General features: G+C 55.3%; 24 protein-coding genes. 16 read left to right on the top strand and 8 right to left on the bottom strand.

The window, feature by feature from the left end:
- Window positions 1-103 precede the first annotated feature (103 nt).
- From E1297_RS33895 to E1297_RS33885, 3 genes are all read left to right on the top strand, one after another.
- Window positions 104-790, top strand: a complete 687-nt coding sequence (locus E1297_RS33895; RefSeq protein ID WP_155145923.1) for a response regulator transcription factor — start codon at window positions 104-106, stop codon at window positions 788-790.
- 37 nt (window positions 791-827) lie between these two features.
- Window positions 828-2042, top strand: coding sequence for a HAMP domain-containing sensor histidine kinase (locus tag E1297_RS33890; protein WP_196223467.1), 1215 nt, complete (start codon window positions 828-830; stop codon window positions 2040-2042).
- 151 nt (window positions 2043-2193) lie between these two features.
- Entirely contained in the window at window positions 2194-2538 is a 345-nt protein-coding gene (locus E1297_RS33885; protein WP_155145919.1) for a hypothetical protein, read from the top strand.
- Here E1297_RS33885 and E1297_RS33880 read toward each other — a convergent pair.
- Window positions 2535-3593, bottom strand: a complete 1059-nt coding sequence (locus E1297_RS33880; protein WP_155145918.1) for a transporter substrate-binding domain-containing protein — start codon at window positions 3591-3593, stop codon at window positions 2535-2537. The genes E1297_RS33885 and E1297_RS33880 overlap by 4 nt on opposite strands.
- Window positions 3594-3801: 208 nt before the next feature.
- Here E1297_RS33880 and dapE point away from each other — a divergent pair, with 208 nt between their 5' ends.
- From dapE to rnr, 3 genes are read left to right on the top strand one after another with little or no spacing between them, the layout of a single operon-like run.
- Entirely contained in the window at window positions 3802-4941 is a 1140-nt protein-coding gene (gene dapE, locus E1297_RS33875; protein ID WP_155145917.1) for a succinyl-diaminopimelate desuccinylase, read from the top strand.
- A 3-nt stretch (window positions 4942-4944) separates the two neighbouring features.
- Window positions 4945-5520 (top strand): TIGR04282 family arsenosugar biosynthesis glycosyltransferase, encoded by a 576-nt coding sequence (locus tag E1297_RS33870; protein ID WP_155145916.1) that lies wholly within the window; start codon window positions 4945-4947, stop codon window positions 5518-5520.
- A 57-nt stretch (window positions 5521-5577) separates the two neighbouring features.
- Window positions 5578-7836: a ribonuclease R gene (rnr, locus tag E1297_RS33865; protein ID WP_155145915.1), complete on the top strand. Its 2259-nt coding sequence runs from the start codon at window positions 5578-5580 to the stop codon at window positions 7834-7836.
- On the opposite strand, the gene E1297_RS50495 is transcribed toward rnr, so the two are convergent.
- Entirely contained in the window at window positions 7827-8213 is a 387-nt protein-coding gene (locus E1297_RS50495; protein WP_155145914.1) for a DUF1801 domain-containing protein, read from the bottom strand. The two genes, rnr and E1297_RS50495, sit on opposite strands and share 10 nt — an antisense overlap.
- The gene (locus E1297_RS33855) at window positions 8210-8908 is read right to left on the bottom strand and encodes a glutathione S-transferase family protein (protein WP_209016169.1); all 699 of its coding nucleotides are present in this window, start codon (window positions 8906-8908) and stop codon (window positions 8210-8212) included. Before E1297_RS33855 ends, E1297_RS50495 begins: the two co-directional genes overlap by 4 nt.
- Window positions 8909-8990: 82 nt before the next feature.
- Between E1297_RS33855 and E1297_RS33850 the strand changes: the two genes are divergently transcribed.
- The 3 genes from E1297_RS33850 (at window position 8991) to E1297_RS33840 (ending at window position 11585) form a co-directional block, all read left to right on the top strand.
- Window positions 8991-9704 (top strand): YafY family protein, encoded by a 714-nt coding sequence (locus E1297_RS33850; protein ID WP_155145903.1) that lies wholly within the window; start codon window positions 8991-8993, stop codon window positions 9702-9704.
- Window positions 9705-9866: 162 nt separating this feature from the next.
- Complete coding sequence (locus E1297_RS33845) at window positions 9867-11084, top strand: lytic murein transglycosylase (RefSeq protein WP_209016168.1); 1218 nt, start codon at window positions 9867-9869, stop codon at window positions 11082-11084.
- Between the two features lie 84 nt (window positions 11085-11168).
- Window positions 11169-11585, top strand: a complete 417-nt coding sequence (locus tag E1297_RS33840; protein ID WP_155145900.1) for a VOC family protein — start codon at window positions 11169-11171, stop codon at window positions 11583-11585.
- Window positions 11586-11700: 115 nt separating this feature from the next.
- Here the strand turns inward: E1297_RS33840 and E1297_RS33835 are convergent, their stop codons facing one another.
- Complete coding sequence (locus E1297_RS33835; RefSeq protein ID WP_155145898.1) at window positions 11701-13098, bottom strand: aspartate aminotransferase family protein; 1398 nt, start codon at window positions 13096-13098, stop codon at window positions 11701-11703.
- A 76-nt stretch (window positions 13099-13174) separates the two neighbouring features.
- Entirely contained in the window at window positions 13175-13822 is a 648-nt protein-coding gene (locus tag E1297_RS33830) for a GntR family transcriptional regulator (RefSeq protein WP_209016167.1), read from the bottom strand.
- A 177-nt stretch (window positions 13823-13999) separates the two neighbouring features.
- Between E1297_RS33830 and E1297_RS33825 the strand changes: the two genes are divergently transcribed.
- The 5 genes from E1297_RS33825 to E1297_RS33805 all read left to right on the top strand — a co-directional run bounded on the left by E1297_RS33825 (window position 14000) and on the right by E1297_RS33805 (window position 19288).
- On the top strand, window positions 14000-15085 hold the full coding sequence (locus E1297_RS33825; RefSeq protein ID WP_155145894.1) for a polyamine ABC transporter substrate-binding protein: 1086 nt from the start codon (window positions 14000-14002) through the stop codon (window positions 15083-15085).
- A gap of 72 nt (window positions 15086-15157) precedes the next feature.
- Window positions 15158-16285, top strand: a complete 1128-nt coding sequence (locus E1297_RS33820; protein ID WP_155145892.1) for an ABC transporter ATP-binding protein — start codon at window positions 15158-15160, stop codon at window positions 16283-16285.
- Window positions 16285-17175, top strand: coding sequence for an ABC transporter permease subunit (locus tag E1297_RS33815; protein ID WP_155145890.1), 891 nt, complete (start codon window positions 16285-16287; stop codon window positions 17173-17175). Before E1297_RS33820 ends, E1297_RS33815 begins: the two co-directional genes overlap by 1 nt.
- Window positions 17172-17990 carry an ABC transporter permease gene (locus tag E1297_RS33810; protein ID WP_155145888.1) on the top strand — a complete coding sequence of 273 codons (819 nt, stop codon included), beginning with the start codon at window positions 17172-17174 and terminating at the stop codon, window positions 17988-17990. The genes E1297_RS33815 and E1297_RS33810 overlap by 4 nt, the downstream gene beginning before the upstream one ends.
- Window positions 17987-19288, top strand: coding sequence for an FAD-binding oxidoreductase (locus E1297_RS33805; RefSeq protein ID WP_155145886.1), 1302 nt, complete (start codon window positions 17987-17989; stop codon window positions 19286-19288). The genes E1297_RS33810 and E1297_RS33805 overlap by 4 nt, the downstream gene beginning before the upstream one ends.
- A gap of 11 nt (window positions 19289-19299) precedes the next feature.
- Here E1297_RS33805 and E1297_RS33800 read toward each other — a convergent pair whose 3' ends face one another.
- From E1297_RS33800 to E1297_RS33790, 3 genes are all read right to left on the bottom strand, one after another.
- Window positions 19300-20073, bottom strand: a complete 774-nt coding sequence (locus E1297_RS33800) for an aminoglycoside phosphotransferase family protein (protein ID WP_155145885.1) — start codon at window positions 20071-20073, stop codon at window positions 19300-19302.
- Between the two features lie 153 nt (window positions 20074-20226).
- Window positions 20227-20892: a flagellar hook capping FlgD N-terminal domain-containing protein gene (locus E1297_RS33795; protein ID WP_155145883.1), complete on the bottom strand. Its 666-nt coding sequence runs from the start codon at window positions 20890-20892 to the stop codon at window positions 20227-20229.
- Window positions 20893-20895: 3 nt separating this feature from the next.
- Complete coding sequence (locus tag E1297_RS33790; protein WP_155145881.1) at window positions 20896-22140, bottom strand: flagellar hook-length control protein FliK; 1245 nt, start codon at window positions 22138-22140, stop codon at window positions 20896-20898.
- Between the two features lie 111 nt (window positions 22141-22251).
- Between E1297_RS33790 and E1297_RS33785 the strand changes: the two genes are divergently transcribed.
- A complete protein-coding gene (locus E1297_RS33785) occupies window positions 22252-22533 on the top strand; it encodes a rod-binding protein (protein WP_155146007.1) in 282 nt (93 codons plus the stop codon).
- Complete coding sequence (locus tag E1297_RS33780) at window positions 22517-22876, top strand: flagellar biosynthesis protein FlgN (RefSeq protein ID WP_155145879.1); 360 nt, start codon at window positions 22517-22519, stop codon at window positions 22874-22876. The genes E1297_RS33785 and E1297_RS33780 overlap by 17 nt, the downstream gene beginning before the upstream one ends.
- The last annotated feature ends 18 nt before the right edge of the window (window positions 22877-22894 follow it).

Genomic DNA, 22894 nt, shown 5'->3' with positions numbered 1-22894 from the left:
TCTGCCGCCTTTCTGCAACGTAAAGTTATGTAAAGGTCGACAGCAGCAGCCTTTTCAGATGTGCCAGTTCGCGCCAAAACAAAGAGGAAAGGAGCCCGCTACGATGGCGGAACGCATTCTGCTGATCGATGATGACGCCCGGCTTGCCGAAATGGTCGGCGAGTACTTGCAGGGATTCGGCTACTCTGTGTCCGTGATCGGAAGTGGGGTCGAAGGGCTTGAAGCTCTTCGCGATGGTCAGTTCGATGCGCTGATCCTTGACCTCAGCTTACCGGATATAGATGGGATGGACGTGTTCCGAAGTATTCCCGCTTCGGCAGCCTTGCCGGTCATCATGCTGACAGCGCGTGGTGATCCGATGGACCGCATCCTGGGTCTTGAATTGGGTGCCGATGACTATCTGGCAAAACCGTTTGAACCACGCGAGTTGCTTGCCCGGCTAAAATCGATCATCCGTCGTGGGTCTCGCAATCAACCGACACAGATTATGACATTCGGGCGGCTGGGCATCGATCTCGATGCCATGGAGGCGCGGATCGACGGGCAGCGATGTGATCTGACCAGCTATCAGTTCCAGTTGCTGTCGGCTCTTGCGACCCGCGCTGGACGCGTCCTGAGCCGGGATCACCTCATGAATTATTTGCAGGGCACGGATATTGATGCTTTCGATCGATCCATCGATGTGCATGTCTCACGCATCCGCGCGGCCATAGAGGACGATCCAAAGCACCCCAAAAGGCTGATTACCATTCGCGGGGCAGGTTATCTGTTTGCGAAGTCTCAGGATTGAAATGAAAAGCCGTCTTTTCATACAGGTGGCGCTGGTGATGATCACCGGGCTGGTCCTTTTTGCTGTGTTGGTCTCAGTTTTTTGGAGTCGTGTGTTCGACGCGCGTTTCAACGCGGCAGTGGACAAGCTGACTTCTGATGTATCCGTGCTGCTGTTGCCCGCGGCTGGGGTGCCAGACGCTACGCAGCAGGCAGCGATCCAGCGAATTGCCGAAGGTCTTTCCGTTAACCTGACAGTCTACGGACCAGACGGCCATTTGATTGGCTCCAGCGGGCCACCCGTTCCGCTTTCGCTACAACCAGTCACGGAAGGTCAATGGGAGGAGTTGATCGATGGCACCCATTGGATCAGCCGCCTGGCGGACGGGCGTATTGTCATTGCGGATCTTAGCCTTCTTGGATTTGCCGGTGACAGCTTGGCGGTCACTTTGGTTTTTGGACTTCTGGTCTTGCTTGTATTTTCGCTCATGTATCCGCTGGTTCGGCGCATTACTGTCCGGCTGGAACGCCTCCAGAATGAGGTCGAAGCGATCGGCACTGGTGATCTGTCCAGGCGCGTCACGGTGGAGGGAAATGACGAAATCGCCAAACTGGCGGCCAGTTTTAACGCCTCGACGGAGACCATCGAAGATCTGCTGAACCGCCAGCGCATGCTGCTTGCCAACGCCTCTCACGAGTTGCGCACGCCGCTTGCGCGTATTCGGATAGGGCTTGAACTGTTAGACACAAAAGACACGCCGAAAAGGCGCGCTGGCCTTCGGCAGGACATTGGCGAGTTGAATGCCTTGATCGACGACCTGATAGCCATGGCCCGATTTGACGCGGGGGCAGCGGAGATCTGTTTTGAGCCTCTGGATCTACTGACGCTTGTCTCCGAAGAGGTCAGTCGCGTGGAGGGAGGTACAGTTACCGGAAGCCACGTAGAAGTGTCAGGAGACCGCAGGATGCTGTGCCATTTGATTCGAAACCTGCTGGAGAATGCACAAAAGTACGGTGCTCCGCCGATAGAAGTATCCGTCCGTACCAACGAAAATGGGGTGCAGCTCAAAGTTTCTGACCAAGGTCCAGGCATCTCCCCGAATGAACAGCAGCAGGTCTTGGAACCATTTTATCGGGGCGTAGGAAAACAGAACATTCAGGGTTCTGGATTAGGTTTGTCCCTGGTGGCGCGGATTGCGCAGATGCACGGGGCGCGCGTAGTGATCGAAGATGTGCCTAAGTCTGCGGTTTCAATTGTTTTCCCTCGTCCTTGACGAACGGAAGCAACGTCTCGCACAGCCAAGAATTCCACATTCAACACCGGATACGATTGCTGCGTGCGCTCCTGTCGGTTCCAATCAGTCATTACCAAGGTTAACTTGGTTGAACTTGACCACATTCGGGCATGTCGCTAAGGCCGCGTCTATGGAAAAGCAAAAGAAACCCTCACGCCAGCAAGTCTATACCCTTTTGGTCCAGATTGGTCGCAAAGACGGCGACGGCCTGCCCGAAGGCGCAACCGGGGCGGCGCTTATGTGCTACGCCAGTGGCGTGGACGAGGCAGAAGCCGTGCGTGAGACCGTTGCCATCCTAAAGCAAGCCGACACTGCGCCGCTTGATGTGACAGGTTATGGCACTTTGGCCGAACGCGAGGCACAGGGACATGACATCGAACCTGATGAACGGGCTCTGATGCAGCGTGCGCTTGATGAAAACGCGGTTATCGTAGCGCAAATGACACCGTTTTTCGGGGATCAGGAAACAGTTTAGTTTCGCACTCCAAACCACTTGCGGTAGATTTCGTCATAGGTGCCGTCTTCTCGCAGGAACAGCAGCGCCTGATTGACATCTTCGACCAGTGGGGACCCGGTTGGGAAGGCGATCCCGTAATTCTCACGCAGGAATACACCACCGGTCATGGTCGCAATTTTGCGCCCTTCGTGTGAGGCAAAGTAGGACAGGATAGGTGCGTCGAACACAACGGCGTCGAGTTCTTCGTTCCTGAATGCCGTCAGCATTTGTTCCAGTCCGGCATAACCGCTGTATTGTACCTCGCGCCTTTCAAGGAAACTGGCGGCAGTCGAACCGGATATTGTGCCCACCTGCTTGCCGTACAGGTCGTTGACTGAATTCACGTTGCCGGCAATCGCCTCGACGGTCATGACCGATGTGATACGGGCGGTGAATACCGACACAATGAAAAGCGAAGACACAACAAGTACAACACCCAAAAACCGTCCAAACGGGGTGCGGGGCATACGTTCTTCAAATCCGCCATTCACGACCAAATTGAGCGCCCACCAAAACGACGGGAACCACGCTTCGTTCAGCTTGCGGTCAAAATAGGGTTGTGCGCGCCGCTCAAAGCTCCACATCAACATGCCACCGCCCAGAAGGATGGCAAAGGCCAGACCGATCGCGATGAACAATTCGGCTGACAATAGCGCCTGCAGCAACGATGGCCTGCGCGCCGCATCTGAGGGGACCATGATCTGCAGCCCAGCCTCGAATATGGGCTGGCTGAAATCCATCCGAGCCTCGCGAGAGGCGGTAATCGAGATATTCGCGATGGCAAGATCTGCTGTTCCGTTCTGCACGGCGTCCAGCATATCGGCGAAGGCGTCTACGCGATTGATGGTGTAATCCCAGCCCAGCGACTCAGACAGTGCCTCAAGCAGATCCATCGAGAATCCGGTTTGCGCCTCGTCCTCGACATATGAGAACGGGGGTCGGGTCACAGTCGTGACCGTAAGGGTCTGGGCCTGGCTTTGCTGTGCAAGTACTGCGAAAGTCAGGCAGAGCAGGGCGAAAACTACGCGCATCATTGTCAATTTACCTGTTTCGCGGCCCTCTAACGCAAATGAGGAAGGCGCGGCAAGACAGTCGCAGGGTAAAGGCTGACGATTTCTTGCGGTGTTGTTTCAGGGCACGACACAGATCACACGAAGAATTTGACCGGTTGGGGTTGGCAATCCTTCCAATTCGTTGAATCTGTGCGCGAACCCCGGCGCAAATTAGATTGAGAGGTATCCCATGACCGATCCAGTTCAGTTGACAGCGGATCTGATCCGTTGCCCATCGGTCACACCCGAGGAAGGTGGTGCACTTGTTCTTTTGGAGCGTGTCCTGTCGGACGCCGGGTTCGAATGCGCTCGGGCAGACCGTGGCGATGTCAGTAATCTGTACGCGCGCTGGGGCAAAAAAGGGCATGCCCGCAGTTTTGGTTTCAATGGCCACACCGACGTTGTTCCGGTAGGGGATGAAGCCGCGTGGACGAAGCCGCCTTTTGGAGCCAAGGTCCATGATGGAGTGATGTATGGGCGTGGCACGACCGACATGAAATCGGGTGTCGCAGCATTTGCCGCCGCTGCGATTGATTTTGTGCGTGAAACACCTCCGGACGGGGCGATCATTCTGGCGATCACGGGTGATGAAGAAGGGGATGCGGTGGATGGGACGACCGCGTTGCTGGATTATATGGACAAGGCTGACGAACGTATGTCGGTTTGTTTGGTCGGAGAGCCAACTTGCCCCAACCAGATGGGTGAGATGATCAAGATCGGGCGGCGTGGTTCGATGACGGCGTGGTTTAACGTGACGGGTGTGCAAGGGCATTCGGCCTATCCGCATCGCGCAAAGAACCCGCTGCCGGCCATGGCGCGCCTGATGGACCGATTGGCCAGTCACGAGCTGGATCAAGGCAGTGATCATTTTGATGCCTCGACGCTTGCGGTTGTGAACATTGATACGGGTAATTCAGCGACAAATGTCATCCCGGCGCAGTGTACAGGAGCGGTGAACATCCGGTTCAATGATCTTCATTCTGGTGCCAGCCTCAGCGAATGGCTGCAGACCGAAGCCGATTCCGTTGCCGAGGCTTTCGAGGTGGCGATCGAGACAAAAATCAAAATCTCAGGTGAAAGTTTTCTGACACCTCCTGGGCCGCTGTCGGATCTGGTGGCGAACGCAGTCAAAGCCGAAACTGGTATTCAGCCAGAGCTATCGACCACAGGGGGAACCTCGGACGCTCGTTTCGTCAAGAACCATTGCCCGGTGGTAGAGTTTGGTCTGGTGGGTCGCACCATGCACCAGGTCGATGAGTGTGTTGAAGTTGCGCAAATTGACCAGCTCAAGGCGATCTATTCGCGAATACTGACCGACTATTTTTCCTGATCCATGCAGCGTTCCTTGGTCATCATGGTCAAAGAACCCCGGCCGGGGCGGGTCAAGACGCGTCTTGGGCGCGATATTGGCATGGTTGGCGCGGCCTGGTGGTTCCGGCATCAGACACGTTCATTGATCCGGCGCCTGCGTGATCCGCGCTGGCAGATTGTGTTGGCTGTTTCCCCCGATCGCGAGGGGCTGAACAGCCGGGTCTGGCCTGCCGATCTGACCCGTGCTGCACAGGGGCGGGGTGATCTGGGGCATCGGATGGGGCGGATGTTGCGGGTCGTGCCGAAAGGACCGGTTTGCCTGATCGGTGCTGACATTCCCGGCATCACGCGTCGACATATTGCACGCGCCTTTGATGAGTTGGGAAAGGCTCAGATGGTGTTCGGACCTGCTCCTGACGGCGGTTATTGGCTGGTCGGTGCGCAGCGATACGGTGCGTTGCCAGAAGGTCTGTTTCGTGATGTGCGCTGGTCGACGGAACACGCTTTGGCCGACACGCTTGCCTCGGTACCGGATCTTCGGGTCGCGATGCTGGACCCGTTGCGCGACGTGGATACTGTCGCTGATTTGCGTACCTGACCTAAAGCGCCGTTTTTTGGTCATGACGCAGTCGCATCCCCGTGCTAGGGCGGAAACATGACACGTATTCCAACCAAGCAGGAGGTCCTTGACTGGATCTCGGCGAACCCCACCCTCACTTCGAAACGCGATATCGCCAAGGCCTTTGGCATCAAGGGCGCGGACCGGATCGATCTAAAGCGCATATTGAAAGAGCTTGAGGCCGAGGGGCATCTGGAAAAACGCAAGCGCAGCTATCGCGACCCTGACCGCTTGCCGCCGGTCAGCGTGCTGCAGGTCAAGGCACCCAATTCGGATGGCGATCTGTTTGCGCGCCCGCTGGAATGGCACGGCGAAGGGGTGGAGCCCATCGTTTTGATTGTTGCGCGCGCCAGTGATCCGGCGTTGGGCGAGGGCGACCGCATTCTGGCTCGCCTGACAGTGGTGCATGAGGAAGACCACAATTACGAAGCTCGCTTGATCCGGCGCATTGGCTCGAACCCGCGCCGCATTGTGGGTATTTTTCGCAAGGGCGCCGAAGGCGGGCGGATCGTGCCCATCGACAAGAATGGTCAGACCGACTGGCTGGTTCACGACGGAGCAGTTCACGGCGCCAAAGATGGTGAGTTGGTGGAGGCCGAGCAAGCCGGTCCAAAGAACCGCATGGGCTTGCCCCGCGCGCGCATCGTGGAACGGCTGGGGGATCCTTCAGCTCCGAAGGCCGTTTCGTTGATCGCGATTCACCAACACGGCATTCCGGATGATTTCCCGGACAAGGTGATTGAAGAGGCTGACAAGGCCAAACCTGCCGGTCTGAAAGGGCGGGAAGATTTGCGCGAGATGCCCTTGCTGACCATTGATCCATCAGATGCGCGCGATCATGACGATGCCTGTTATGCCCATGCTGATGATGATCCAAAGAACCCCGGCGGTTATGTAATCTGGGTCGCCATCGCTGATGTCGCCGCTTACGTTCAACCCGGTACCGCATTGGATCGCGAGGCGCGCAAGCGTGGCAACTCCAGCTATTTTCCTGACCGTGTGGTGCCGATGCTGCCGGATCGTCTGTCAGGCGATCTGTGTTCGTTGCACGAAGGTGTCCCGCGCGCTTGTATCGCCGTACGGATGCAAATCGATGCAGACGGTAACAAGATCGGTCATCGGTTCGTCAGGGGTTTGATGCGATCCGCTGCATCTTTGCACTACGCAGAAGTGCAAGAGGCCATTGACGGCAATCCGAATGATCGGACGGGGCCATTGCTGGAACCCGTTCTGAAACCGCTTTATGCCGCCTACGAAGCGCTGAAAAAGGCGCGGGCCGAGCGCCAGCCACTGGATCTGGACCTGCCTGAGCGAAAAATTGTACTCAGCGACGCTGGGGAGGTCGAAAGTGTTGCGTTTCGCGATCGTCTCGACGCGCACCGTCTGATCGAGGAGTTCATGATCCTCGCCAATGTTGCCGCGGCCGAGACCCTGATTGCCAAACGCCGGCCATTGCTGTTCCGGGTGCACGAGGAACCAGCACCCGAAAAGCTGGAGAGCCTGAGGGAGACTGCACAAGCCGCCGGGTTGAACCTTGCGAAAGGTCAGGTGCTGCAAACCCGCCATCTGAATGCCCTGCTGAACGCGGCAGCAGGAACTGAGGATGCTGAGCTGATCAATCTCAGTACGCTCAGGTCCATGGCGCAGGCCTACTATAATCCGGAGAACTTTGGTCATTTTGGCCTGGCACTGCGGAATTATGCGCATTTCACCTCACCCATCCGCCGATATGCAGACCTTATCGTGCACCGTGCGCTGATCACAGCGCATGGCTGGGGCAAGGACGGTCTGACCGAGGAAGAGATCGACAGGCTGGAGGAAACGGCCACCCATATCTCGGACACCGAGCGCCGCTCGATGATGGCCGAGCGGGATACCACGGATCGATATCTGGCGGCCTATCTCAGCGAACGTGTCGGAAACGAATTCTCCGGGCGTATCAGCGGGATTGCCCGGTTCGGGGCTTTTGTGAAGATGGACGAGACCGGCGCGGACGGTCTGGTGCCCGTCCGATCCCTTGGACGCGAATTCTTTCATTTCGACCGTGAGGCGGGAACGCTGATGGGGTCCGACACGGGGTTGATTATCGCAATTGGCCAACGCGTGACAGTGCGCCTGACCGAGGCAACGCCGGTTACTGGCGGGCTGGAGTTGGAATTGCTGTCAATTGACGATCAGGCCCTTCCGCGCGGGCGCGGGTCAAAAGGACGGCCGACACGACGCAAGGCGGTCAGTACCAAGCGGAAGAAAGACAAGATCAAACGCAAGGTCGAGCGCAAACGCCGTCAGAGGTGATAGGTCAACGCCCGGGCGATCAGCCAGCCATGGCGGGTTTCGTCAATCTGATCCGGGCTGTCGAACAGGATTGCCCGGTTCCCGTCGATCCGGTCTTCGCCCGGAAAGGCCGATGTGAATTCGCACATCAACCTGCTTTGGCAATGGACGAAGAGTGCGAACCGCGCTGATTTGTGACCGCCCAGACGGATCGTAGACCCTTTGGGTGCCAGATAGGCTGGCTGACCCCAGCGCAGCGCCTCTTGCAACGGTAGTGCTTTGGGCAATTCCTGCGCCGTTTCAAAGATCAGCTCTCGCAGCTTCAGGACACCGGTACGGGTGTCCTGAGGCAGGGCATCGAAAGCTGCAGAAATGGCGGGGTCTTCAAAAGGTCTCATGCCAGTGGGATCGCTTTTTCCATTCTGTCTACATAACTGTTGATCAGACTATCCTCTTTGATGCGTCGGGTCAGCGGTGTATCTACAGGTGTTGCGCGCATCGCGGCCAGCATGGGCCCGACGCTCATATCCGCCGAGGTTGGGCGATCCCCCAGTAGAAATGGCGATTGCCAGAGATAGGCAGAGATCGCTTCGAGATCCCGTTCGACCCGGTCCAGGCGTTCGGCTGGCGAGAAACGGGCAACACCTTGTGCAACAAGGCCTTTTAGAACCGATTTTCGGATTGAGCTTGAAACAGGCTTTCGGATCAACGCGGGTATTTCGATAAAGAACGTCTTTTGCAGAATAGGCCAGACCTCGTCATTGGCCCAGCGATCCTGCACGATCTGAAAATAAAGATGCTCTTCAGCCATTCTGATCAGGGTACGTGATTGCGCCCTTTGAATGTCGCTGAGGCCCGTATCAAAATTTGCACCATGCGCCTCGAGCCAGTCCCGGATCAGATCGCTGTCGGGGACAAGCCGCTCGGGCGTGCGTAGCACGGGCAGTTTGCTGTGGGGCATCTTGCGCGGGTCAAGCATGTCGGACCTTTGCCATCGATGACCGGATTGCTGCAGCATATAGGCGGTTTTCACGCAGAACGGACTGGCACTGAACAGGCCAAAGGCAGAGGGGTAGGTCAGAAGGGTCAGCATCATTGGCTCCATGGTGGGGATGCCTGATGGATACCCGTCTCTGATGACAGAAAGTGTCATTAGGTTTAAGCTAAGGTTTGTCATGTCTCGTACCGCCCGTCTGTTTCAACTGATGCAAGCCTTGCGTTCTGGTCCGTCGCCAAAGACCTCGGTCCAGTTGGCGCAGGATCTGGGCGTTTCGGCGCGCACTGTGCATCGCGATGTCGACGCCCTGCGTGGGCTGGGAGCTGTCATCGATGGAGAAGCTGGTTTCGGGTTCACTCTGATCGAAGATGCTACGCTGCCCCCGCTGGGGTTTACCGACGATGAGTTGGAGGCACTTGTCCTGGGGTTGCGAGAGGTGCAGGTCATCGGCGATCCCGCGCTATCCGAGGCCGCCGCTGAAGCACTGCGAAAGCTGCAGGGGCGGTTACCGCAGCGTCAGTCGCATCGCCTGAGCCACGCGGTCCTGGCTGCAACCCGCTTTGACCGGCCTGCTGTGCCAACGATCGAAGTGGCCGAGTTGCGTCAGGCCGCCTGGGATGAGCGTTCGATCGAATTTGCCTACACAGATGCAAAGGGTGACAACACACGTCGAAAGGTCAATCCGTTGAGCATCGTTTACATGGACCGGTCCAGCGTGCTGCTCAGCTGGTGCCATCTGAGGCAGGATTTTCGCGTGTTTCGATTGGACAGGATGCAGGAAATGTCCGTGACCGATGAAAGCTTTAGGCCCAATCGCGTGCCATTGCTGCGTGAGGCGCTGGCTCGCATTCGGGCTGAACACACAGCAAAACAACGTGACTCGCAAACCTGAGTGCTTTGTGAATTTTCGTTTTTGCGCTATCCTGAGGTTGAGCAGTAATCAGGAAAAATCGGAATGCGTATATGCGTAGGTGGCGTCATGACCGCCGCATTGTGGGCATCCATCGTGCAGGCGGACACAACAAACAATTCACTTCGGCCGCAGGTCAGGCCAATGTTGGACAATATCCAACTGGCATCGGCAGACGTAACCGTATCGGTTCGTCCGATGCCAAGACCTTCGGCTGAGGTTCATCGCGTGTCAGCAGGTGGAAATGCCAGATTTCAGGCCTGGCTCGGCGCGTTTCGGGAACGCGCGGCAGAACAGGGTTTGTCTCATACAACGCTGGATCGGGCGTTGACGGGAATAAATTATGATAAAGACATCATAAAGAGAGACCGCAATCAGGCTGAGTTCTCGAAACCGATCTGGGAATATCTCGATTCAGCAGTGTCTGATACGCGGATTTCCAATGGTCGCGCGGCATTGGAGCGGAACCGGCAGACGCTGGAGCGGATCGAAACCGAATATGGGGTAGAGAAAGAGGTTGTTACGGCGATCTGGGGGTTGGAAACCTCTTTCGGGACATATCGAGGTGGCAATCAGACCATCCGTTCACTTGCGACTTTGGCGTTCGATGCACGTCGTGCTCAGTTCTTTGAAACGCAGCTGGTGGCAGCGTTGCAGATCATACAGGCAGGCGATGTCAGTACCGGCAACATGATCGGCAGTTGGGCTGGCGCGATGGGTCATACCCAATTCATGCCAACCTCGTATCTGGAACATGCGGTGGATTTCGATGGGGATGGACGACGCGATATCTGGTCCGATGATCCAACGGATGCGTTGGCATCAGCAGCAGCCTATCTGGCGCGTCACGGCTGGACCAAGGGTCAGCCTTGGGGAGTTGAAGTCCGCCTGCCTGAGGATTTCGATTATGCAACGGCCCGGCGGGATCACACCCTGATGCCATCAGAATGGCGCGCGCGTGGAGTTCGGTCCATCGACGGCAGAGCAGTTCCCGATCACGGAAAGGCCGCGATCCTGTTACCTGCAGGTGGGAAAGGTGTGGCGTTGATGATTTTCGACAATTTCAAAGTGATCGAGCGTTACAACGGTGCAGATGCTTATGTGATCGGCATCGGTCATTTGTCCGACAGGTTGATTGGAAAACCTTCATTTCAGGCGGACTGGCCGCGTAGCGACAGAGTGCTGAGCTTCACCGAACGCAAAGAGTTGCAGCAACGTCTGACGCAGGCCGGGTTTGACACCCAAGGGATTGATGGACGAACCGGGCCGAACACGATCGAAGCGGTGCGGGCATATCAATTGGCACAAGGGTTTGTACCGGACGGATATCCGACGCTGAAACTGTTGGAAGGGTTGCGATAAAAAGTTCGCACCTGGGATAACCTTGGTTGTGGTCGCACTGCTATTGCGTTGCAGTAAGCATACTTACCGAAGGGAACACGCAGAATGATTGCCTACGTCACTGTCGGTGTTGACGATATGACGCTTGCGGAACGTTTCTATTCTGCGTTCCTGCCAGCTCTTGGCTACGAGCTGGAAGAGTATCACGGAGACCTGAGTTACGTGTTGCCGGTAGAGCCGGGCCAGACTCCCGTTTCTCCGGATTTCTACGTGAAATCACCCTTTGATGGCGGTCCGGCCTTAGCTGGGAACGGCAACATGGTTGCGTTTCAGGCCAGTGGTCAAAAGCAGGTTCGCGATCTTCACGCTGCAGCGCTTGCTGCGGGTGGTTCTGACGAGGGGCAGCCGGGTTTTCGTGACTCGTATGGACCCAATTTTTATGTTGGCTATCTTCGCGATCCTCAAGGCAACAAGATCGCTCTGTTCGCCAGTAATCCAGACGAACCCGGGCGTGACGGATAAGGCAGGCTTCAAAGGCGACAAAGCTGTCTGTCGTGCTGCCTCACAAAACTTAGCAAAAAAAGGGGTGGGCCTGAATTGGCCACCCCTTTGTTGTTTCGTGCTTACAACCGCCTTCTTACGAAGCCGCCTTCATCAAACCTCTTTCGATGATTTCAGCGTGCGCCTCATCCAGCGATTTGTGAATCCGCACGAACATCTCATCGATTTCCGCCGGAGTCAGGATCAACGGGGGCGAGATGATCATGCGGTCGCCCACGTGACGCATGATAAGATTGTTGGCAAAGCAGCGGTCACGGCAGATGTATCCGATTGTTCCGGGTTCAGACGCGAATTTTGCACGGCTTGCCTTATCGGGAGTCAAAGCAACCGATGCCATCATGCCAACGATCTTGGCTTCGCCGACTAACGGATGGTCGACCAACGCTTCCCATTTTTCTTTCAGGTAAGGGGCCGCGACATCACGCACATGCTCAACAATCTTCTCTTCTTCAAGAATGCGCAGGTTTTCCAACGCGACCGCCGCTGCGACCGGGTGGCCCGAGTAGGTGTAGCCGTGGTTGAATTCGGTACCGCCGATAACTTCTGCAACCTCATCACAGACGATTGACCCGCCAATGGGGGCGTAGCCAGAGCTGAGGCCTTTGGCGATGGTCATGATATGCGGTTTGATACCAACGGTTTCGGACCCGAACCAGTTGCCCGTACGACCAAAGCCGCAGATCACTTCATCCGCGATCAGCAGGATATCATACTTGTCGCATATGCGCTGGATTTCCGGCCAATAGGTGTCGGGGGCAACGATCACACCGCCCGCACCCTGCACTGGCTCGGCGATAAAGGCCGCAACGCGGTCTTCGCCCAGCTCGAGTATCGCCTCCTCCAACTCGCGTGCGCGGGCAAGGCCAAACTCCTCTGGCGATGTATCACCACCTTCCGCCCACCAGTTCGGCTGATTGATGTGGTGAATGTTAGGGATCGGAATACCGCCTTGAGCATGCATGCCAGCCATACCACCCAGCGATGCCGAGCCTACCGAAGAACCGTGATAGGCGTTTTTGCGGCTGATGATGATGTTCTTGTCCGGCTGACCTTTTTCGGCCCAGTACGTGCGAACCAGACGAATGTTGGTGTCGTTCGCCTCTGATCCGCCTGCAGCAAAGAAAACATGGTTCAGATCACCCGGCGCCAGTTCTGCGATTTTCGCGGCCAGAGCGATGGCGGGAACGTGAGTCGTTTTGAAGAACGTGTTGTAATAAGGCAGTTCGCGCATCTGACGGGCTGCAACTTCGGCCAGCTCATCGCGGCCATAACCAATATTGACGCACCACAGACCCGCCATGGCGTCCAGGATTTCCTCGCCTTCGCTGTCCGTCAGGTAAACGCCATTGGCTCGGGTTATGACGCGTGCGCCTTCTTCACCCAGTGATCCATTAGCCGAAAAAGGATGCATGTGATGTGCTGCATCCAGGGCCTGCAACTCAGCAGTTGGCATGTGGTTTGTGATGGTAGACATCGGAGAATCTCCTGCAACAGCGGTTGCGGATCACAATATGATCAAATTTTGTGCTGTCAATCGAATCGAGACAAAACTAGGCGTTGGTGAGGGCGCCGGCCATAAGTTCCATTCCCTGCTCGATGTCTTGTGCGGTAGCGATTGCCGCTTTCTCGGCATCGCCATCGCGCAATGCCACGATGATGTCCTTGTGTCGATCAGGCAGGCTTTGGGTCCCGAATCGTCCACATACAACGCGCAGTGAAGGACCGAACCGAAGCCATAAACGTTCCGCCAGATCCTTGAGAATCGGGGCGTCAGCGTGGGCATAGAGTGTTTCGTGAAAAGCATGGTTCAATCGCAGGTACCCACCAACATCCCCGTCCGCGATGGTGCGGTCCAAACGCTGATCGATCCTTTCGAGCTGGTCTATGTCGGCAGCGGTCATATTCTTTGCCGCTCTTCTCGAAAGGTCTGATTCTATTGACTTTCGCGCAAAAATCATCTGCTCGATATCGTCGTCATTCAGCAGTGGTACACTCACGCGCCGATTGCCTTGAAAGATCAATGCTCCATCCGAGATCAGGCGGCGGATCGCTTCACGAACCGGGGTCATGCCGACGCCCAGAGAATCAGTCAGACCCTGTATCGTGACCGGCTGTCCGGGTATCAAATCGCCAAACATGATCTGTGATTTCAGTGTGCGATAAACTTGTTCATGTGCCGGTTGCTTTGGGTTGTCCATCTGCTCCGAGGATGCCTTATTTTTGATCAAATCCAAGTGGTTCATACCGTTTTGAGGAACCTTCTCTTGTCATGTTCCTTAGCCTCGTGAAACCATACGCTGTATCGAGTGAAAACGCAAAACTTGATCAAATCCAAAAAAAAGGGAAAATACCCTCACACACGCAGGGAGAAGAAAATGAAAATCAAAACGCTGACAATGACAGCGATCGTCGCGTTGGGGACTTCGGCTGCATTCGCCGAAGAAGTACGCGTCTATAACTGGTCAGACTACATCGACGAAGAACTGCTAAGTAAGTTCGAAGAAGAAACCGGTCTGACGCTGATCTATGATGTGTTCGACAGCAACGAGGTTCTGGAAACCAAGATGCTGGCCGGTGGGTCGGGTTACGACGTTGTTGTTCCTTCGGGAACTTTCCTGCAGCGCCAGATCCAGGCTGGGGCGTTTCAGGAACTCGACACGTCGAAACTAGCAAACTCCGGCAACCTTTGGGACGTCATTCAGGAACGCACCGCGGGCTATGATCCAAATAATGCCTATTCGATCAACTATATGTGGGGAACCACTGGGATCGGCGTAAATGTCGACAAGGTCAAAGAAGCGCTGGGCGAGGACGTGGCGCTGAACAGCATGGATCTGGTCCTGAAGCCGGAGAATATGGAAAAGCTGGCCGAATGCGGTGTGCATTTTCTCGATGCCCCAACAGAAATCATCCCGATGGCGCTGCAGTACATTGGTGAAGATCCGGACAGTCACGACAAGGATGTTATCGCAAAGACCGAGGAAATTCTGACCGCAGTACGTCCGTATGTACAGAAGTTCCACAGCTCGGAGTACATCAATGCTCTGGCCAACGGTGATATCTGTGTAGCGGTGGGTTGGTCGGGTGACATCCTTCAGGCCCGTGATCGCGCAGCCGAGGCCGACAACGGTGTGAACATCGAATATTACCCCTTTGCCGAAGGGTCGTTGATGTGGTTCGACCAGATGGCAATACCGATTGATGCACCGAATCCTGAAGGCGCACACAAGTTCCTGAATTTCATTCTGGACGCCAATAACATGGCTGCCGCGTCGAACTATGTGTACTACGCCAACGGCAACAAAGCCTCACAAGAGTTTCTGGAAGAAGACGTGATTGGCGATCCGGCGATTTACCCGGATGAAGCCACGATGCAGAACCTCTATATCACCACTCCTTATCCGGCCAAGACCCAGCGGGTCGTGACCCGTCTTTGGACCAAAATCAAATCGGGCACCTGATCCGATTGCTCAGTGCAAGGCGGCAGGCCCGCCTTGCACATCATTTGTCCAGACCGACATACGGGGGCCGCTTTGAACTCTGACGTCTTCGCGCCGTGGGATGACCCACAGACGAAACCCTTGATCCAGTTTCAGAATGTTACCAAGCGCTTTGGTTCATTCACTGCTATCGACAACCTGTCGCTGGATATTTTCGAACGTGAATTTTTTGCTCTGCTCGGACCATCGGGCTGTGGCAAAACCACGATGATGCGAATGCTGGCCGGGTTTGAAACCCCGACTGAAGGCCACATTCTGCTAAGCGGCCAGGACATTGATCCGATCCCGCCGAACAAGCGGGCGGTCAATATGATGTTCCAGTCATACGCCCTGTTTCCGCACCTGAGCGTCTGGGAAAACATCGCCTTTGGTCTGCGTCGCGACAATATGCCAAAACGGGATCTGGAAGACCGGGTAGAAGAGATGTTGCGCCTGACCCGACTGGAACAGTTTGCGCGCCGCAAGCCGCATCAGATTTCAGGTGGTCAAAGACAACGTGTGGCACTGGCCCGGTCATTGGCAAAGGCTCCAAAACTGTTGCTGCTGGATGAGCCTCTGGGTGCCCTGGATAAAAAGCTGCGCCAGGATACGCAGTTCGAACTTATGGATATTCAGGAGAAAACCGGCACCACCTTCGTGATCGTGACGCATGATCAGGAAGAGGCGATGACTGTTGCCAGCCGCGTTGCGGTCATGGATCAAGGACAGCTCAAGCAGGTGGCAACGCCTGATCGGATCTATGAAAACCCAAATTCGGTTTATGTCGCGGACTTCATCGGCGACGTGAATATCATCGAAGGGCGCGCATCCGCGAACGGGGATGAAACCTATCAGATCGACTGGGCAGAAGGTCAGGCACCTCTGACCGCGACATCTTCTTCCGGGTTTTCGAACGGGCAAAACTGTCATCTGGCGATCCGGCCAGAGAAGGTGGCTATTTCCGCAGAACGGCCTGCGGATGCAATCAACGCGATACAGGGCAAGGTGCACGACATTGCCTATCTCGGTAATCTATCGACCTATCACGTTGAGTTGCCGAACGGCACGATCATCAAGGCGCAAACGGCAAATACCCGTCGTATCTCGCGCCGATCCTTTACCTGGGAAGACCCGGTCTGGCTGTCGTTCACGGCCACGGCTGCGGTTCTGTTGGCCAGCTGATGCGCCGCGCCTTTCTGATTGCCGTTCCTTATCTATGGCTGTTGGCGCTGTTTCTGGTGCCATTCTTCATCGTCATGAAGATTTCGCTGTCGGATACAGCACTGGCGATTCCGCCCTACACCCCAACCTTGGATTTGTCCGAGGGTTGGGCCGGTTTGAAAGACTTCTTCAGCCAGCTTGATTTCGAAAACTACGTCTGGCTGACCGAAGATGATCTCTATTGGAAGGCTTATCTTTCAAGTGTCAAAATCGCTCTGATCTCGACCATTCTGACCCTGATTGTCGGCTATCCCATTGCCTATGGAATGGCCCGGGCACCCGAAGAATGGCGTCCGACTTTGATGATGCTGGTGATCCTGCCCTTCTGGACCTCGTTCCTGATCCGCGTCTATGCGTGGATGGGTATCCTTAGCAACGAAGGGTATCTGAACCAACTGCTCTTGTGGACAGGCATCATCTCGACTCCTCTGACGATCCTGAACACCAATACTGCGGTCTATATCGGTATCGTTTACACCTATCTGCCCTTCATGATCCTGCCCATCTATTCCGCATTGGAGCGTATGGATGGATCACTGATCGAAGCGGCCGAGGATCTGGGATGCTCGCGCCTGCAAGCCTTTTGGCTGGTGACCATCCCGCTGTCGCGCCCCGGTATCATCGCTGGGTGTTTCCTCGTCATGATTCCGGTGATTGGTGAGTTCGTGATCCCGTCTTTGCTGGGCGGATCGGGTACTCTGATGATCGGCAAAGTTCTGTGGGAGGAATTCTTCTCGAACCGTGACTGGCCAGTGGCCAGCGCAGTGGCAGTGGTCCTGTTGCTCATCCTGATCATTCCGATCGTGCTGTTCCAACGGAATCAGCAGAAACAGACGGAGGCCGAGCAATGAACAGGCTGAGCTGGTTCAACGCAGTATCCCTGACGCTGGGGTTTGCCTTCCTCTATATTCCGATGGTTATCCTGATCGTCTTCAGCTTCAATGAAAGCAAGCTGGTGACGGTCTGGGCCGGGTTTTCAACGAAATGGTATGGCGAACTTGCCCAGAACGAGGCCTTTCTTGATGCGGCATGGGTTACTTTGCGTGTCGCTGTTTTCTCCTCAACTCTCGCCACTATTTTAGGGACTGCAGCTGCCTATGTTTTGGTACGTGGTGGTCGTTTCTTTGGCAGAACCCTGTTTTCAGGAATGATCTACGCACCGTTGGTGATGCCCGAAGTGATCACAGGCTTGTCGTTGTTGCTGCTATTCATTGGTATCGGGCTGGATCGGGGTATCCTGACAATTGTTCTGGCGCATACGACCTTCTCGATGTGTTTCGTTTCCGTGGTTGTGTCTTCACGTCTGGTGACTTTCGATCAATCGCTGGAAGAGGCCGCACTCGATCTGGGTTGTTCTCCGGCTCAGGCTTTCCGTCTTGTGACGCTGCCCATCATTGCCCCTGCAGTAATCTCGGGCTGGTTGCTTGCCTTTACCCTGTCATTGGATGATCTGGTGATTGCATCCTTCACCTCCGGGCCTTCGGCCACGACACTTCCGATCAAGATTTTCTCGGCGGTGCGTTTGGGGGTTAGCCCGGAAATCAATGCCTTGTCCACCATCATGATCGCTGTCGTCACAGTGGGCGTCATTACTGCGTCGCTGGTGACCAAGCGCGCGATGATGCGTCAAAGGCAGGATGAAATGGCAGCAGCGCGCGCAGAATGAGGCGGATTTTTCCAGACTACACCTACGGACCCGGTCCGCGCACGAATTGCTGGTGGGATGAAACCATCGACAGCCCGGATTGGCCGATTCAGGACGGCGATCTTAGTGTCGACGTGGCAATTGTTGGTGGCGGGTTTACGGGTATTTCTGCTGCGTTGCACCTTGCCGAGGCGGGCGCTTCGGTTGCGGTGCTTGAGGCTGAAACGCCGGGATGGGGCGCATCCGGGCGCAACGGGGGGTTTTGCTGCCTCGGCGGATCGAAACTCGATCACGCCAAAATGGTCAGGCGATATGGTTCGGGTGAAACCGAGGCTTATGAGCAGGCCGAAACAGACGCCGTATCGCTGGTTGCGAAACTATTGGCGACACATCAGGTTGACGCCGATATCCACTCCAATGGTGAAACGCAATTGGCGCATACACCACGCGCTATGGAGAAACTGCGTCGGAATGCCGATGAAACCGGTGTGCTGCATGAAGCTGCAGATCTTCCGGAACTGGGGTTTGGGGGGAATTTCTTTGGCGGTTACACCACCCCGATAGGGTTTGGTCTTAACCCGCGAAAATACCTGTTTGGAATTTCTGCCGCAGCGCAGTTGCAGGGCGCTCAACTGTTTCAGCAAAGCGCAGTGACCGAGATTAATCGGGCGGCATCAGGATTTGAACTACAGACCCGGAGTGGCAGTATCAAAGCCAGAACCGTCCTGATCTGCACCAACGGATATTCCAGCGAAGATCTGCCGCGTTGGATGGCTGGACGTTATATGCCTACGCAATCGACGGCGATGGTTACGCGTCCGCTAACCGATGCGGAACTTCAGGCGCAAGGCTGGACATCGGATCAGATGTCATATGATACACGTAACCTGCTCCATTATTTCCGCTTGATGCCGGATCGTCGTTTCCTGTTCGGAATGCGCGGTGGGTTGTTATCTTCACCCGGCGCAGAGGCTGGAATTCGTAAGAAAGCCCTCAAGGATTTCAGAACAATGTTTCCAGCCTGGGCAGAGGTAGAAGCCACACATATGTGGTCAGGAATGGTGTGCCTGACACGCGGCTTAACCCCCTATGTCGGACCGGTACCCGGACAACCTGGAATGCTCGCAGGCTTTGCATATCATGGAAATGGGGTCGCGATGGGAACCTATTGTGGCAGGGCGCTGGCCCGCTTGGCGTTGGGTCACAGTATTGAATTGCCTTCCCCTATATCACAACCACCGGGCCGATTTCCTTTGGGAACGTGGCGCCGGGCATTGATGCCCCCGGCCTATGCACTCATGGGATTGGCTGATCTCTGAATGTCTGGTGCCTAAAAAAGGGCTGCGATTTCCAGTTCATACCCTGCGTTATAGTCCACAGCACCTGTCTCCACGCGCCAGAGGCAGTACGCAGCCATACGCCATGCGTACCAGGGGCGCAGGGCCTCATATCGGGCAGCAACATCTGACTGGTTATAGCCAGATAAAAATTCTGCAGTCTCCGACGCGGACAGCGGCTGCCCACGATAAAGCAGCTGCATAGCCGGTGAGAGAAACATTGCCAGATCTTCGCAAGGATCACCCAAAGCCGGGCATTGCCAGTCAATCAGAGTGAGCCCGGTCGGCGAGACAAGGATGTTCCCAGCCACCGGATCTCCGTGGATCAGCTGTCTTTGCGTCAGAGGTTTTACGTGTTTTCGCGGGCGCAATTGCCGTAACTGCGCAACGCGCTTGGATTGACAACCAGCCAGGATACGCTCGCCATGATCAGCAAGGTCCTCACTACCATTGCACCCTTGAGGCGCATCTATATCTACCCGAAGTGAATGCAGGTTTTTGAGCAGTTTCCCGACATTTTCAGCTTGCCTGTTCCATGGCGTCCCGGGGGCGTGATCATAAAACACCCAGCGATCCGGTCCAAAGATCCCGGCCGCCCGCAAGCGGGGCACGAAACCGGTTGAATCAAGGACGTGTAGACATTGGGCCTCAAGCTCTGCATCGTTCCGGAAAAGAGGGTTTCGTAGCTCAGAGTTGTAGAGCTTCAGAACCTTGTCACCGTCGCCACCCACAACCTTCCATACCCGATTGGTGCGCCCTCCATACAGCGTTTCAAAACTGGCGTTGGCACTGACAAAACCCTCGTCAAAGAGTTGCGCGATAAGACCAGTTGGAGGTGAGGAAAGATCAGGCAGGGCTTTTTACCAGTGGCTTGAGGCGAATCGCAATTCGCCAAGACTTGACCTGTCCCACCTGTCAGATCAAGCGCCTGCCCTAACTGCGGTCACATCTCTTGCGGAAATCACGGTGCCGCCTTCTAGTTTTAGTATGATGGTGCCTTCACTTACCTGGGCTTCTACAACGCGGCTGTAGACCGACGCAGGTTTGTCAGACAGCAGCTTTCCGTCTTTGTAGCTTTCGAGAGAGGCCGAGTAGTTGCCAGACGGCAGCGGATTTCCCGATTCATCCATGCCCGCCCAGGTAAACTCTTTTTCAGTTGCCGATACGGAGATGCGGTCAATGACTGTGCCTTCGGCATCCTTGATAACAAGAACGGCCTTATCAGCAGTGTCCTCGGGATTTGCAAAGATCTCGACAGGGGTGTTGTCGAATTGAAAGGCCGAAGCTGAGCGAACATCCATGCCGACCCAGTTGGACAACTCTTCCAACTTTACGCTACCCATAGCCTGAGTAAGAGTGGCGAGCATATCATTGGTCTGAACCTGTTGTTCAACCATGGAAAACTGCGCCAGCTGCGAGGCGTATTCCGAAGAATCAAGGGGCTTGAGCGGGTCTTGATTCCGAGCCTGCGTTGTCAGCATCAGCAGAAAAGTCTCAAAATCTGAGGTCAGGCCCGAGCTTTTCGATTGCTGTGTGGTTTGTTGCTGCGAAGCAGGCTGAGCCGCTGAATTGGTTGCCGAGATCATCGTCTAAAGCCTCATATCCAGACCCCGATCCGGGATCGTTTTTTGAATGGTAGCCGTGTGTTGAAATTCGCTATCAGGCTCAGCCACATCTGGTGTTGCTTCGGAATTATCTGCCTGATTGTCATGATGTGCGTCCGAAGGCGTATCCAGATCGAATGACAAGTTAGCGTATCCCAGTTTTTGGAATTCAGCTGATAACAGCGAAATATGCCTACGCATCAGATCCAGTGTTTCGGGCCGTTCGGCAGCGATCACCAGTTGCAGTCCATCTTCACGACCGTTCAGAACAATAGAGACACGGCCCAGTTCCTCAGGGCTTAGGGCGATTTCAATACTGCCCGCTCCCGGTCGTGCCGTTACCATCGTTGCCATTTGCCCCGCGATGGCGCGCGCGATTTCGGCACGCGCTGTAGGCGGTGCTGAATTCGCGATTGTTCCGCTGTCTCTTGGATTCTGAGTTTGAACTGCTTCCTTTGAGGACGGAATTTCTCCCACTTCTTGCAGCACAAAGGGCTCGTCAGTTCGGTACTCACTGGTTTTCGCCAGCAATTGCATATGCGCAGGAGCTGATAGCATCTGCGGAGCTGAATTGTGAATTTGAACCCGCTGTGGGGTATCACTCAAAGATGCGCGTTTGCTCCAGTGTTCCGGCACTAGATCCATCTTGTTTTCATTGATTGATGAGCTGGAGTCGATCACGCTGACTGCTCGTGTGATAACCGCCTGCTCTGTAATGAGACGTGTTTGATCTGAAGAGGACAGATTTGGCTGACTGGCTTTGCTGTGCCTTTCGAATGAAACAGAAGAGACCCTTAACTCAGAGTTTGTCTGGATTCTGGCCGGATCGATGGGTTTGGCTGACTTCTGATCCGGCAGCATGTTCCCGGCTGGAATTGGATTTCGAGATTGCTGCACCTCAGTCTCATGGAAGCCAGGCTGAGATGCTTTGTCCTTGTCGGGCAGCTCTGTTGCCAACTCCGCTTTGGTAGAAGGGCTAGTTATGGTGTGAACCACAATTTCGGGCTCAGGGTCGGCGTCTGTACGAATTTCATCACCGACTATATCGCCATCAGTTTCCCGTTCAGAGAAGACAGCGGCGTCATCATCGACATCGTCTTGATTTGCGTTCTCGTCAACGATGTCCTGAAATATCAACCCGCCATTGGTTTCACGTTGCTCCGGCTGACTTTTATCGGGATTGGCATTCGGCTGTACCGATGCGGTCATTAATGTCAGAGGGTTGGGCATTTTGCTCCGGCTCCGTTTGTTTGTCCGGAAACTTGCCCGCAGGAGGTTACGTTTATTTTAACCGCTTTCCTCTTTGATCGTGAAAGTTCGAAGCAAATTTCGGAGATAATGATGGAAATCGTGCACACCCCATCCTCAGAGCCAGTCCGACCGGTTACGGAAAGGTTAAAGTCCGCAGCGACGGAGTTGGAAGCGACCTTTCTGGCAGAGATGCTCAAGTCTGCAGGGATGGGAAAATCACGCCAGCTCTTTGGAGGAGGAGCGGGTGAGGATCAGTTCACCTCGTTTCTTGTACAGCACCAGGCGCAGCAATTGGCGCGATCGGGTGGGGTTGGTTTTTCTGAAATCCTGTTCAACGCCATGATGGAGAAAGCGGATGCAAAGAAACCCTGAATCGGACCCGATCAAAGCTCTTGAAGAAGTTTTGGATCTTGAGCGCGCAGCTCTTGTTGATGGAGAGCTGGATAGTCTAGATCATATGTTTCCCGAGAAGGAAAAGCTGATCGGAGCACTCAATGACGTGCAGGTGTTCGACAGTGCTGATTTGATTCGGGTCCAAAAAAAAATCGAGCGGAATCAGACCTTGTTGAATAGCGCAGCGGACGGAATTCGCGCGGTAGCCACCCGTATGGCAGAGCTGCGCCGGGTGCGTCAGGAATTCAGCACATATGACTCATCCGGGCAGCGCAGCGGTTTCGCCGTGCGCAGTCATGCCAAGCTGGAAAAACGGGCATGATCGATGGTTTGAATCAAA

The sequence above is a fragment of the Roseibium sp. RKSG952 genome (assembly GCF_009711355.1).
Note: the sequence above shows the minus strand (reverse complement) of the source record. Positions and strands in the feature narration are given on the sequence as shown.

Bases quoted from the DNA above. Each gene is read 5' to 3' on its own strand.
- E1297_RS33895 (WP_155145923.1), top strand. From the start codon at position 104: ATGGCGGAACGCATTCTGCTGATCGATGATGACGCCCGGCTTGCCGAA.
- E1297_RS33890 (WP_196223467.1), top strand. From the start codon at position 828: ATGATCACCGGGCTGGTCCTTTTTGCTGTGTTGGTCTCAGTTTTTTGG.
- E1297_RS33885 (WP_155145919.1), top strand. From the start codon at position 2,194: ATGGAAAAGCAAAAGAAACCCTCACGCCAGCAAGTCTATACCCTTTTG.
- E1297_RS33880 (WP_155145918.1), bottom strand. From the start codon at position 3,593: ATGATGCGCGTAGTTTTCGCCCTGCTCTGCCTGACTTTCGCAGTACTT.
- dapE (WP_155145917.1), top strand. From the start codon at position 3,802: ATGACCGATCCAGTTCAGTTGACAGCGGATCTGATCCGTTGCCCATCG.
- E1297_RS33870 (WP_155145916.1), top strand. From the start codon at position 4,945: ATGCAGCGTTCCTTGGTCATCATGGTCAAAGAACCCCGGCCGGGGCGG.
- rnr (WP_155145915.1), top strand. From the start codon at position 5,578: ATGACACGTATTCCAACCAAGCAGGAGGTCCTTGACTGGATCTCGGCG.
- E1297_RS50495 (WP_155145914.1), bottom strand. From the start codon at position 8,213: ATGAGACCTTTTGAAGACCCCGCCATTTCTGCAGCTTTCGATGCCCTG.
- E1297_RS33855 (WP_209016169.1), bottom strand. From the start codon at position 8,908: ATGCTGACCCTTCTGACCTACCCCTCTGCCTTTGGCCTGTTCAGTGCC.
- E1297_RS33850 (WP_155145903.1), top strand. From the start codon at position 8,991: ATGTCTCGTACCGCCCGTCTGTTTCAACTGATGCAAGCCTTGCGTTCT.
- E1297_RS33845 (WP_209016168.1), top strand. From the start codon at position 9,867: ATGTTGGACAATATCCAACTGGCATCGGCAGACGTAACCGTATCGGTT.
- E1297_RS33840 (WP_155145900.1), top strand. From the start codon at position 11,169: ATGATTGCCTACGTCACTGTCGGTGTTGACGATATGACGCTTGCGGAA.
- E1297_RS33835 (WP_155145898.1), bottom strand. From the start codon at position 13,098: ATGTCTACCATCACAAACCACATGCCAACTGCTGAGTTGCAGGCCCTG.
- E1297_RS33830 (WP_209016167.1), bottom strand. From the start codon at position 13,822: ATGGACAACCCAAAGCAACCGGCACATGAACAAGTTTATCGCACACTG.
- E1297_RS33825 (WP_155145894.1), top strand. From the start codon at position 14,000: ATGAAAATCAAAACGCTGACAATGACAGCGATCGTCGCGTTGGGGACT.
- E1297_RS33815 (WP_155145890.1), top strand. From the start codon at position 16,285: ATGCGCCGCGCCTTTCTGATTGCCGTTCCTTATCTATGGCTGTTGGCG.
- E1297_RS33810 (WP_155145888.1), top strand. From the start codon at position 17,172: ATGAACAGGCTGAGCTGGTTCAACGCAGTATCCCTGACGCTGGGGTTT.
- E1297_RS33805 (WP_155145886.1), top strand. From the start codon at position 17,987: ATGAGGCGGATTTTTCCAGACTACACCTACGGACCCGGTCCGCGCACG.
- E1297_RS33795 (WP_155145883.1), bottom strand. From the start codon at position 20,892: ATGATCTCGGCAACCAATTCAGCGGCTCAGCCTGCTTCGCAGCAACAA.
- E1297_RS33790 (WP_155145881.1), bottom strand. From the start codon at position 22,140: ATGCCCAACCCTCTGACATTAATGACCGCATCGGTACAGCCGAATGCC.
- E1297_RS33785 (WP_155146007.1), top strand. From the start codon at position 22,252: ATGGAAATCGTGCACACCCCATCCTCAGAGCCAGTCCGACCGGTTACG.
- E1297_RS33780 (WP_155145879.1), top strand. From the start codon at position 22,517: ATGCAAAGAAACCCTGAATCGGACCCGATCAAAGCTCTTGAAGAAGTT.